Here is a 12306-nt window from a genome sequence, read left to right as displayed (position 1 = left end):
GTTTGCACCTGTCCGCGGGTGTCGTTGCAACACAACGTCACCCGCGGACAACACCGACCTTTCGTTCCACCCAAGGCTCGTACTGAAGGAGGACGCGATGACCATCCTGGCCCCCGTGACAAAGTCCGAATCATCGACAGACCCGCGCGATCCTCTTGCGCGCCTGGAAAATCTGTTCGACCCCGGCACCACAGTTCCACTCCACGCCCGTGACAAGTCCGGTGTGCTCGCTGCGTCCGGAAACATCGACGGCGTCCGCACCATCGCGTACTGCTCCGACGCCACCGTCATGGGCGGCGCAATGGGCGTCGACGGCTGCAAACACCTCGTCAAAGCCATCGATACCGCCATCGAGGAAGAGTCCCCCATCGTGGGACTCTGGCACTCCGGTGGCGCGCGTCTGGCTGAAGGCGTCGAAGCACTCCACGCAGTCGGGCTGGTCTTCGAGGCCATGGTCCGCGCGTCGGGTCTCATACCTCAAATTTCCGTCGTGCTCGGCTTCGCCGCCGGTGGAGCCGCGTACGGTCCAGCCCTCACCGATGTCGTGATCATGGCCCCGGAAGGCCGAGTGTTCGTCACCGGCCCAGACGTAGTTCGCAGTGTCACCGGCGAACAGGTCGACATGGTTTCACTCGGCGGTCCGGACACACACACCAAGAAGTCCGGTGTCGCGCACATCGCCGCTCACGACGAGGCCGACGCATTGCACCGCGCACGCCGCCTGGTTTCGATGATGTGCGAGCAGGGCGAATTCGATCAGCGTGCGGCCGAGCTCGGCGACAGCGATTTGCGCGCCATGATGCCCGCGTCCGCAAAACGCGCGTACGACGTTCGTCCGATCGTTCACGAAATGCTCGACAACGTCGAAGGCGAGTCGAGTTTCGAAGAACTGCAAGGCAATTACGCGCGGAGCATCGTCACCGGTTTCGGTCGGATGGCCGGACGTACCGTTGGCGTCATCGCGAACAACCCACTCCGACTCGGCGGGTGCCTGAACTCCGAAAGTGCAGAGAAGGCCGCTCGATTCGTGCGACTGTGCAACGCATTCGGCGTGCCGCTCGTGGTCGTCGTCGATGTTCCCGGGTATCTGCCGGGCGTTTCGATGGAGTGGGAAGGCGTTGTCCGGCGCGGAGCGAAGTTGCTTCACGCCTTCGCCGAGGCAACGGTCCCCCGCGTCACCGTCGTCACTCGAAAGATCTACGGCGGTGCATACATCGCGATGAACTCGAGGGCGCTCGGAGCAACGGCCGTATTCGCTTGGCCAAACTCCGAAGTTGCCGTGATGGGCGCGAAGGCGGCTGTCGGCATCCTGCACAAGCGGGCTCTTGCAGCGGCTCCGGACGACGAGCGCGAAGCATTGCACGACCGCCTCGCTGCCGAGCACGAGGCAATCGCCGGTGGCGTCGACCGCGCGGTCGAAATCGGCGTCGTCGACGAGGAAATCGACCCGGCGAAGACTCGCAGCATCGTCACTGCTGCGCTCGCGTCTGCGCCGTCTGTCCGCGCGCGGCACAAGAACATTCCGCTCTGATATCCCTTGACAGCAAGGTGGGCCTCGCCGATACGGCGGGGCCCACCTTTGTCATTCAAGTCTTTTCAAGTCGAGAGGGTCACTCGAGTTTCAGGAGTGACCCAGATCAGCTGACCCGCCTTCGCAGCCATGTCACTTCTGCGCCTTCGCCGGAACTCCGGAACGGTTCGAGTTCCTCGTCCCACGGTGCGCCTATCGCCCGATCGATTTCCGCAGCGATGTCTCCACCGGAATTCATGATGGACCGCAGTTTCATCTCCCCGACGACGACATCACCGTTCGCACTGGTGGATCCGCGCCACAAACCGAGACCAGGTACATGGCTGTACCGTTCGCCGTCGACGCCGTGACTCGGGTCCTCAGTGACCTCGAAACGCAACATCGGCCACGCGCGTAGCGAATCGACCAGGCGGGCACAGGTTCCGACGGGACCTGTCCAATCCGTCGTCGCACGGAGAAGTCCGTCATAGGCAGGCTGGGAGGTCCATCTGAGTTTGGCAGGGCTGTCCAACGTGGCGGACAGAGCCCAATCCACGTGCGGGCACAGCGCCGCGGGCGACGAATGGATGTAAACCACACCAGTCGTCACGTCCGCGAATTGATTCATTTCGCGCACTCGAGCCTCCTGCTTCGACGAGGGACGTCTTCCCCAACGACCTCTGTCGAGTTCGTGCAGCACGCTCGATTGAACAGTGTGCCTTGTGTTACCCGTGTTGCGCCAGTGGAAGAAGGGAAATTTGTGCTCTATCGGGAAACTTCGCCGATCACACCATCGGACAATTCAGTCCACAAAGGCTTGGCCCAGTCACCGAAGTCGCGATCGGTAAGCACGACGCACGCAGTATCGATCGTGGGATCGACCCACAGGAAAGTCCCCGACTGACCGAAATGACCGAAGGTTGCCGCCGAGTTCTCGAGACCAGTCCAATGCGGACGCTTGTCGCCGCGAACTTCGAATCCGAGCCCCCAGTCGTTAGGGCGCTGAGAGCCGTAACCCGGAAGAATTCCGTTGAGCCCCGGGAACTGAACGGTTGTCGCCTCTGCGAAAGTCTGCGTCGAGATAAGCGTCGGTGAGAGCAGTTCAGCCGCGAACTTGGCCAAGTCGTCCGCCGATGCCTGCGCACCGTGGCCAGCCGCACCGACGAGAGTCGCACTGGTCATACCCAACGGCGCGAACACAGCCTCGGCCAGATAGTCGGCAAATTCGATCTCGGTCTCCCGGGAAACCAACTCGGCAAGAACCTCGAATCCTGCACTCGAATAGATCCGCTTCGACGCCACCGGCGCCTGAACAACACGTTCGGCGAATGCCAGCCCCGACGCGTGTGCGAGGAGATGACGAACCGTCGACCCCTCAGGCCCGGCCGGCCCATCCAACTCGACTGCCCCTTCCTCCACCGCGACGAGAATCGCGTAGGCGCACAACAGTTTTGTCACCGAAGCCAGAGGGAAAACGTGCGACTGGTTGCCGCTGAAACCACGAATGCGGTCGCCCTCACCCGAGTTCTTCCCGGAGAGGACGACCGCTGCCGCATTGTCGACCGGCCACTGCTGAATTACGTCAAGACTGTGAGTACTGGGCACCCGATCAGACTACTGGCACAACAGTTGCGCTTCCGATCACCAGTCGGCTTCTGTGTAGCGGATGACGCCGCGGATGTTCTTGCCATCCAACATGTCCTGGTAGCCGTCGTTCACACCTTCGAGCGTGTAGGTCCGAGTGACCATGTCGTCAAGGTTCAGCTTGCCTGCCTTGTACATCGCGAGGAGGTTCGGCACGTCCTGGCGAGCGTTGCCACCGCCGAAGATGTTGCCCTGAAGATCCTTCTGAAGCATCGCCATCAGGAACAGGTTCAGCTTTACGTCCATGTCCGTCAGATGCCCCATTGCGGTGACAACACAACGACCAGCCTTGGCCGTCAGAATCATCGCCTCTTCGACGTACTCACCCTTCATTTCGCCGACGGTGATGATCGTCTTCTGCGCCATGCGTCCATACGTAGCGTCGATGATCGGTTGAATGGCAGCGGCGGCACTTTCGAACGCATGTGTTGCGCCGAACTTCAGAGCCTGCTCACGCTTCCACGGCACAGGATCAATGGCAAAGATGTACCGGGCACCCGACGCAACAGCACCCTGCAGGGCACTGATACCAACGCCGCCAACGCCCATGATCACAACGTCTTCGCCCGGCTTCACATCGGCGATGTGCGTTGCCGATCCCCAACCGGTGGGAACGCCGCAACCGACGAGTGCGGCAACCTCGAACGGAATGTCCTTGTCGATCTTCACCACGGACGACTGGTTCACGACCATGTAGGGCGAGAACGTCCCTAGCAGGCACATCGGGATCACGTTTTCGCCGCGAGCCTGGATTCGGTAGGTGCCGTCGCTGATGGCCTGTCCGCTGAGGAGGCCCATCCCGAGGTCACACAGATTCTGATGGCCGGCCGAACACGCCGGACAGGTTCCACAAGCCGGAATGAAGGACAGAACGACGTGGTCACCGACCTCCAAACCCTTGACCTCTGGGCCGAGCTTGGTGATGACGCCCGAACCCTCGTGCCCACCCATCACGGGGAACGACGGCATCGGGGTCGCGCCGGTGACGATGTGGTGATCGGAGTGGCACATTCCGGCCGCTTCCATGCGAATCTGAACTTCGCCGGCTACCGGCTCGCCGATTTCGATCTCCTCGACGGACCACTTCTCTCCCAGGCCCCACAGGATTGCACCCTTGGTCTTCACGTCACTTCACCCTTTCATTCGCACACCCGCATCTATCTCTGTGACCATAGCCACAAATCTGCGAAATTGGAACGTGTTCTAACAAATGATTTTTCGCTGCAGGTCAGACGTCCAAATGACCTGGCACAACCGGCGTGGCAACGGCGAAAAGATGACCCACTGAGTGGGACACGTCGTCCTGACTCACCGAAAACACGGTCGCGCCGAAATCACGGTTGCGCCGAAATCACGGCCACCACGAGAGCACGCACCTTGGACTCCGACTCCGACAGGCATGTCGGATGCGGAGCCTGGCCGTGTTCTGTTGTGCCTGAGAAGCTGTTCTCAGGTTTTGAATGTGGTGTTCGCCGGTCTCGGGTGCTGCTGCGGGTCGATCGAGGGCGGCGGGATGAACCAGGGTTTGTTGTCGACGCCGATCCGAATCGCCCATTTCCCGGCGAACCCGGATTTGCGGTGCATCAGCCGGTGATGCGAACGGCACAGCAGGACCAGGTTGGTCATCACCGTCGGACCGCCGTTGGCCCAGTGCCGGATATGGTGCGCATCCGTCCACGCCGGTACGCACGTACACCCCGGGAAGGCGCAGCCCTTGTCGCGGGCAATCAACGCCACTCTCTGTTCGGCGGTGACCAATCGTTTTCCGGGTTTCGCATCGAGCGGTGCGCCGTGATCGTCGAGCAACACGGTCGACAAAAAACAATCACACCCCAGAAGCCTCGTCTGCGACACCGACAGCGGCCCCAACCACGGCATGTGCCCCACATCGAGATCCGACAGATCCACATCAAGATCAGTCAGAGACTCTCCACCATCAGACGGTGTTGCGGCGCAGTCCCGATGCTCAGCAAGGTCCCGGGCATTGATGTGCACGTTCACATGCGGACGTTGCCCACCGTCGACACCGGTCTTCGCGCAGTCCAGATAGCGGCGGATCAGTTCGGTGAACCCGTCCGCCGTCCGCTTCGCCGCCGACCGTGCATCGGGGGTCCCATCAGGGGCCGGGGTGGGCATCGTCAAATTCGACAACGCCGACAACAACATTTCGCCGGTGAGAGCATCGAAATCCCCGCGCACCACCACCCGGCCATTGAGCGTCGAGGCGATACGGAGCTCATTGCGATCGACATCCTCGGCGGGCGGAAGCTCATCCGATTCGAACAACCGCTCCAAAGTCGCAATCACATGCCGCACCTTCGTCGTCGTCGCCTCCACCCCCGACGCAGCAGCAAGCAACAAGTCGATACAGCGAGGTAACGCCTCCTCCGGCATCCCCTTCGGCGGGGACTCACAATACGCCACGATCAACACGGCATGTTCGAACGAGCAATCCCCGCAATCAAATCTCACTGCCACCGCCGGAAACGGCCGCAACGCCGCACCCAGGGCGGCGATCTTCTTCCCGTCCCGAACCTGCAGCATCGTGTTGCCCGCCAACCACGAACCGACACCGCGGCACGCGATCACCTGATCATCCGGGCGCATCGACAGTTCGTCCACCACCGCCACCCGCACCGCTTCCAGACGCAGAATCTCCGCACTCGCCGACACCGCAGCCGCACGCAACTCAGCAGCAGACAACCGCCACAGACGTCCGCGCAAACCCACCGCAGAACCAGACACCACGTCCGACAACAGAACACTCATTGAATCCCCCGATCCCCTCCCCAAAGCATACTCGAACACACGTTCGAGTCAAGAGTGTTTCTCGAATCAATCCACCGAGCGTCCCGGAACCACCAAACCGCATTGATAGGCCAGAACCACCAACTGTGCACGGTCACGAACATCAAGTTTTGTCATCGCCCGGTTCACGTGCGTTTTTGCCGTGACAGCGCTGATCACCAACGTCGCGGCGATCTCGTCGTTGGACATCCCCAGAGCAACGAGAGTTACCACTTCGAGTTCGCGCGGCGTTAATTGACCGAAAATCCCAGAAGTCGAGCCTGCCCGCGACGGGGTGGAAAGGAATCGAGAAATCAACGCACTGGTCGCAATCGGCGACAACAAAGAGTTCCCACTTGCAACCGTCCGAACAGCTTCGAGCAGACCTTCAGCCCGGATTCCTTTGCCGATAAAGCCGCTAGCTCCCGCCCGGATCGCTTGTGCTACATGCTCATCCACCTCGAAGGTCGTCAGGATCAACACGTGTACGTCGGTCAAATCCGGATGGTCGGCAATCATGGCGGTTGCTTCGACACCGCTGGTGCCCGGCATTCGAATATCCATGAGTACAACGTCGGGTCGGTGCTCGAACGCTGCCTGGAATGCCTGCTCTCCGTCCGCGGCCTCAGCGACCACCTCCATGTCGTCTTCCGAACCGATCAGCAGTGCCAGCGTTTGCCGAAAGAGCGCCTGGTCGTCCGCCACTACTACCCGAAGAGTCACAGCGATTCCTCACGCAGAGTACCGCTCGACACTGGCACAAGCGGAAGTTGCGCGTCCACACGAAATCCCCCGTCCGCGCGGAATCCTGCTGACACCTCGCCTCCCATTGCCTGAGCCCTCTCCTTCATTCCCAGCAGTCCGTACCCGGGTGGCGAAGTCGAAGGCACTGCTGTTCCGGAGTTTTCGACTGTCAAGACCAGAACCTCGGCTTCATACGACAACGACACGGTGACAGCTCCGGGGAGCGCATGCTTGCTCGCATTCACCAGTGCTTCCTGGATGATTCGGTACGCCGTGAGGTCTACTGCGGGCCCGAGCGGGCGCACCGAACCCACAGCGCGCACTTCGATTTCCATTCCTGCACTGACGAATTGATCCACCAGTGCCGGTAGATCCGAAAGCCCCGGAGCCGGGTTCATCGAGCGATCACCGTCCTGAGCATCGCGGAGAACTCCAACGGTGGCTCGAATTTCGTCCAACGCAGCCTTGGAAGTTTCTTCCACACCGCGTAGTGCAGTCGTTGCCTTCTCCGGGTCTTTCCCGATCAGGTGCGACGCGACCCCGACTTGCAGATTGACCAATGCAATGTGGTGCGCGACAACGTCGTGCAGGTCACGCGCAATCCGCATCCTTTCTTCGACGACACGATGTCGAGCCTCGTCCTCGCGCATTCTTTCCGCTTGCACCGCGCGCTCCTCGACGGACTCCAGATATGCACGGCGAGAACGGACCTCAGCGCCGGCAAAACTCGCCATCAGCAACCAAGCCAACAATCCCAGCGCTTCCTGCAGGAGGTTGTTTCCTACTCCCAGGAAGATCGTGACGAGCATCAGCGATCCGACCGTGGTTGCCGCCGCGAAAAAGGACCTCCGGCGATCACTCGTGCTGGCAACGTAATAGAGGCACACCATCGCAGCGGAACCTGTGCCGGCGTTCGGCGGCGCCGACAGCGCAATCATCAAAACGCCGAGAAGCACTGCCACCGCGAGTGCCGAGAACGGATAGCGCCTTCGGAACACGATGGTCGCTGCTGCGATAGCTGTAACAACGACTCCCATAACCGTAACCTCGCGGGTGTCATTGCCGTCGAGCGCGATGCGGTGCGCCGTCCACGTGGCAAGGAGCACGAGGATGGTCAGTGCCAGGTCGATGGTGCGCGGGTGTTCCGCACACCATCGACCCCACGTGGAAGTCGAGGTCATCGATCTACCGTATCCGGATCACACCGACAACTTGTCGTTCGCGGGCTCAGTGGAATCCTTCGAATCTGCGAGCAGTGCAGTCAACTGCTCCCCCTCGACATCGACGTTCGGGACCATCCGGTCCAGCCAAGCGGGGAACCACCATGCCTTCGAGCCCAACAGGGACATGACGGCCGGAACAACTGTCATGCGAATCACGAAGGCGTCGAACAGAACCGCAAACGAGAGCCCGAGTCCGATCTGCATGATGAAGGCGTCGCCACCGAAGATGAAGCCCGCGAAAACGGCGATCATGATCAGCGCCGCGGCCGTGACCACTCGGGCGCCCTGGTCGAAACCCTTCACGACTGCTTCGTCCGGTCCGTCACCGTGGACGTACGCTTCACGCATTCTGGTCACCAGGAACACCTGGTAGTCCATCGCCAACCCGAAGACGATGCCGATCATGAAGATGGGCAACATCGCGACAACTGATCCGGTTTGACCTTCGATTCCGAGAATGCCGGCGAACCAACCCCACTGGAAGATCGCAACCAGCACACCGAACGTCGCGCCGATGGAAAGCAGGAACCCGAGAGTCGCTTTGAGGGGTACCAGTATCGAGCGGAACACCAACATCAAGAGGATGAAGGCGAGGCCGACGACCAATGCGAGGTATGGAACCAGGGCATCGGCCAGGCGGTCCGAGACGTCGATCGTCAACGCTGTCTGACCGGTAACCGACATCGTGGCCCCGGTCTCGTCTGTCAGCGATCCGGCGACCGCACGAATATCTGCGACGAGCGCCTTCGTTGCCTCGGTTTCCGGGCCGCTCGACGGAACCACTGTGATGACTGCTGTGTCACCGGTCTGATTGAGCGCGGGCGGCGTCACTGCCGCTACGTCGGGCAGAGCACCGAGTTTTTCCTGGGCCCCACTCAATGCCGATGCCGGATCTGCGGCGTCGGCAACGTCGACGACCACCATGAGCGGACCACTGAACCCGGCACCGAATCCCTCGGAAAGTCGGTCGGTAGCTCGGGCGGCAGTGGTGTCGGGCACCGGTGGGCTCGCCAAGCTCAGGTTGATGCCGAAGGTGGGGATCGCCAGCAATCCCAGCCCGAGGACTGACGCGAGCAAAACCGGAACTCGACGCCGGATCACGAACATGGCCCATCTCGAGCCTGCGCCTTCCTTCGTTTTACGATGCGTCAACTGACCACCGGATGCAAGCAGGCGACGATCAGAACGGCTCAGAACGCGCGATCCCGCAAATCCCAGCGTGGCGGGCAGAAGAGTCAGTGAAATCACCACCGCAACAGCAACTGCGAACGCCGCCGCAAGACCCATGCTCGTCAGGAACGGGATGTTCACGACAAACAATCCTGCCAATGCGATGAGCACGGTCAACCCCGCGAACACTACGGCCGAACCCGCTGTCCCGGCTGCACGCCCCGCTGCGATTTCGGGATCATGTCCGTCACGTAGTTCTGAGCGGTAGCGCGAGACGATGAACAGCGAGTAGTCGATCGCCACGGCCAGCCCCAGCATCATTGCCAGGACGGTTGTGCTCGAACCCAATTCGATGAAGCCCGTTGCGATGGTGATCGTGCAGATCGCGATGCCGATGCCGATGAGTGCGCTGATCAACGGAAGCCCTGCCGCCACCAACGAACCGAAGGTGACCGTCAGGACCACCGCCGCGATCGCGACGCCGATCACTTCGCCCATCGATTCAGCGCTGCTTTCCATGAGCACGTTGCCGGCGACGTCAACCGCCAGTCCTGAACCCGCAGCGTCGTGAACGGCGGACTCGAGCAGTTCTTTCGAGCTGTCCGGCAGGTCCATCGAGTCGGCAGTGTAGGAAATCTGCATGTATCCGATCGTCCCAGTCGGCGACACTCCACCGGAGGCGTACGGATCCGATACCGCTGCAACCTCGGGATCCTTCCCGAGCGCAGAGACCAATTCACTGACGGATTGTTGAATCGCAGGATCGGTGAGCGTCGTGCCCACGGGAGATTCGAAGACGATGCGAGCACTGGCTCCACCGGTGGACGATTGCGGAAATCTTTCAGCCAGAAGATCTTGCGCCGCTTGTGATTCGGTGCCCGGTATCGACAACGTGTTGACCGTCGGACCGGACAGCGTTGCTGCGCCGACTCCGCCCGCCACCAGCAGGACGAGCCAGAAGCCCACCATCGCCCAGCGGCGCCGAAACGCAAGTCGCGAGAGTTTGTACAGAAATATCGACATGCGTTCACTGTGCCGATACACGACCCCGTCGCACATCGTGCACAGGTAGACACTTACGCGTACTGCGCTCGCAGTAGGGCGGTGGTCCCCAGAGCTAGCTGAGCAGGCCCAACTCCCGTGACCACGGCGGATCCGCCCCCGGTCGCGACACCGTGACGGCTGCCGCACGCGCAGCGAAGATCAACGCAGCCGTCCAATCGGACTCGGAAAACCCACGCACAACGGCGGCGTCGAGTGCGTCGTGACGATCAAGGTAAGCCAACAGGGCTCCGTGTACCGTATCCCCCGCACCGATTGTGTCCGCGACATCGACCGTGGGCGCCGGCACCGAAACATCGAGCTCATTGGTGATCAACCGCAACCCATCGCCGCCACGAGTGAGCAGGACGGCGCCGACGCCCTCGTCCAGCCACTCGGTGCCATCGACAGAACCCAACCACTGGGCGTCGTCGTCGCTCACTTTGAGGATGTCGACGGACGGTAACCACGACCGAAAACGTCGTCGATATGCGTTTGGGTCGGCGATCACCGCCGGGCGAATGTTGGGGTCCACCATGGTGAGTCGACCGCGGGCATGTGCTTCGTGCAGCATCGCCTCGTAGGCAGAGGCCCCGGGCTCGAGCACCAGCGACAGCGTTCCGAACGAGAACGCCCGAGCAGAGGGAAGTTTCGGCAACGCAAACTGCCGATCCGCCGTTCCCTCGAGGTAGAAGGAGTACCGCGCTCCCCCGTCCGCAGCAAGATTCACGACGGCCAGAGTTGTCGGCTCGGGCCCGCGTTCGACTCCGGTTGTGTCGACGTTCGACGCGGCCAGCGAGTCGATCATCCGATCTCCGAACGCGTCGGTGGACAAGCGAGAGACGAATCCCACGTCGGAGCCGAGTCGACCCAATGCGATCGCGACGTTGAACGGACCACCGCCCAATTTGGGCGAGAAGTTCTCCCCAACCGGTACCAGATCGACCAGTCCCTCACCACACACCACGACGGAGCGTTCGCGTGTATCACTCATCGGTAGACCCTAACCTTCTCGCCAGTCGAAGATGGATGTGCCCTGCTCGGCACGAACGAATTCGGGTGCCGAGCAGGGCACGATTGTGGAGGGGCTTCAGCTACCCACGCGCTCGCCGGTCGTGGGGTCGAAGAGGTGAACCGGACCGTCCACCCGCTCGAACCCGAGCGTCTGGCCGTACTGCAACTTCGATCGCCCGCCGGTGCGTGCGACGAGCGAAATCGGATCGGCTTCCGTGCCGGGTACGTGCGCGTAGATGTACGACTCGTTGCCCAGTTCCTCTACCAGGTCGATTTGGGCTGCGATTCCGTCTCCGGCCGCAACCACCTGGAATTGTTCAGGCCGAATTCCCACGGTGACCGAGCTCAGACCGGCGGCGGCGATTGCCGTCATCTGCTCGCGGTCGAGCGGAACTTCGACGGCACCGAAGCGGACGCCACCCGAACTCACCGGCGCCGTCACCAAGTTCATTCCCGGAGATCCGATGAATCCGGCAACAAACGCATTGGCCGGCCGATCGTAAAGTTCGGTCGGAGAAGCGAACTGCTGCAGCTTACCGCCCTTGAGCACGGCCACACGATCACCCATCGTCATCGCTTCCACCTGATCGTGCGTGACGTAGACCGTGGTGGTTCCGAGGCGTCGCTGTAATGCCGCGATCTGCGTGCGAGTCTGGACGCGCAGCTTGGCGTCGAGGTTGGACAGCGGCTCGTCCATGCAGAACACTTGCGGTTCACGAACGATGGCACGGCCCATCGCAACTCGCTGCCGTTGACCACCGGAAAGCTTGGCCGGCTTGCGGTCGAGATACTCCGTCAGGTCCAGAAGTTTGGCCGCGTCGGCAACTTTCTTCTTCCGCTCCTCGACGGGTACACCGCGCATCTTCAGCGCGAACCCCATGTTCTCACCGACGGTCTTGTTGGGGTAAAGCGCATAGTTCTGGAAGACCATCGCGATGTCGCGGTCCTTCGACGGGACATCGGTCATGTCCTTGCCGTTGATGGTGATCGCGCCCGAATCGATGTCCTCGAGCCCCGCCAACATGCGTAATGCTGTGGACTTTCCGGAACCCGACGGACCGACGAGCACGATGAACTCACCGTCGTTGATGTCGAGATCGAGTGAATCGACTGCGAGAGTCCCGGCACCTTCGTAGATGCAAGACGCTTTCTGGTACGAGATTTCAGCCATGA

The 12306-nt window shown here is 61.4% G+C and carries 10 protein-coding genes; 1 reads left to right on the top strand and 9 read right to left on the bottom strand.

The genetic code is table 11. From position 1 onward, the window contains the following. Positions 1-97 precede the first annotated feature (97 nt). On the top strand, positions 98-1531 hold the full coding sequence (locus tag QM716_RS11320) for an acyl-CoA carboxylase subunit beta (RefSeq protein WP_003941597.1): 1434 nt from the start codon (positions 98-100) through the stop codon (positions 1529-1531). A 106-nt stretch (positions 1532-1637) separates the two neighbouring features. Here the strand turns inward: QM716_RS11320 and QM716_RS11315 are convergent, their stop codons facing one another. From QM716_RS11315 to QM716_RS11275, 9 genes are all read right to left on the bottom strand, one after another. Continuing rightward, the gene (locus QM716_RS11315; protein ID WP_003941617.1) at positions 1638-2147 is read right to left on the bottom strand and encodes a DUF3145 domain-containing protein; all 510 of its coding nucleotides are present in this window, start codon (positions 2145-2147) and stop codon (positions 1638-1640) included. A gap of 128 nt (positions 2148-2275) precedes the next feature. Next, entirely contained in the window at positions 2276-3115 is an 840-nt protein-coding gene (locus QM716_RS11310; RefSeq protein ID WP_283304225.1) for a serine hydrolase domain-containing protein, read from the bottom strand. A 36-nt stretch (positions 3116-3151) separates the two neighbouring features. Next, positions 3152-4279 carry an NDMA-dependent alcohol dehydrogenase gene (locus QM716_RS11305; RefSeq protein ID WP_283304224.1) on the bottom strand — a complete coding sequence of 376 codons (1128 nt, stop codon included), beginning with the start codon at positions 4277-4279 and terminating at the stop codon, positions 3152-3154. A 324-nt stretch (positions 4280-4603) separates the two neighbouring features. Further along, positions 4604-5923, bottom strand: coding sequence for an HNH endonuclease signature motif containing protein (locus QM716_RS11300; RefSeq protein WP_283304223.1), 1320 nt, complete (start codon positions 5921-5923; stop codon positions 4604-4606). Between the two features lie 66 nt (positions 5924-5989). Next, positions 5990-6664, bottom strand: a complete 675-nt coding sequence (locus tag QM716_RS11295) for a response regulator transcription factor (protein WP_283304222.1) — start codon at positions 6662-6664, stop codon at positions 5990-5992. Continuing rightward, positions 6661-7866, bottom strand: coding sequence for a sensor histidine kinase (locus QM716_RS11290; RefSeq protein WP_283304221.1), 1206 nt, complete (start codon positions 7864-7866; stop codon positions 6661-6663). The genes QM716_RS11295 and QM716_RS11290 overlap by 4 nt, the downstream gene beginning before the upstream one ends. 18 nt (positions 7867-7884) lie before the next feature. Then, entirely contained in the window at positions 7885-10101 is a 2217-nt protein-coding gene (locus tag QM716_RS11285) for an MMPL family transporter (RefSeq protein WP_283304220.1), read from the bottom strand. A gap of 94 nt (positions 10102-10195) precedes the next feature. Then, entirely contained in the window at positions 10196-11113 is a 918-nt protein-coding gene (locus QM716_RS11280) for a carbohydrate kinase family protein (protein ID WP_283304219.1), read from the bottom strand. 96 nt (positions 11114-11209) lie between these two features. Next, a complete protein-coding gene (locus tag QM716_RS11275; protein WP_283304218.1) occupies positions 11210-12304 on the bottom strand; it encodes an ABC transporter ATP-binding protein in 1095 nt (364 codons plus the stop codon). Positions 12305-12306: the final 2 nt, after the last annotated feature.

Origin of the sequence: Rhodococcus sp. IEGM 1409 (assembly GCF_030056735.1) — a bacterium.
Lineage (GTDB): Bacteria > Actinomycetota > Actinomycetes > Mycobacteriales > Mycobacteriaceae > Rhodococcus_F.
Note: the sequence above shows the minus strand (reverse complement) of the source record. Positions and strands in the feature narration are given on the sequence as shown.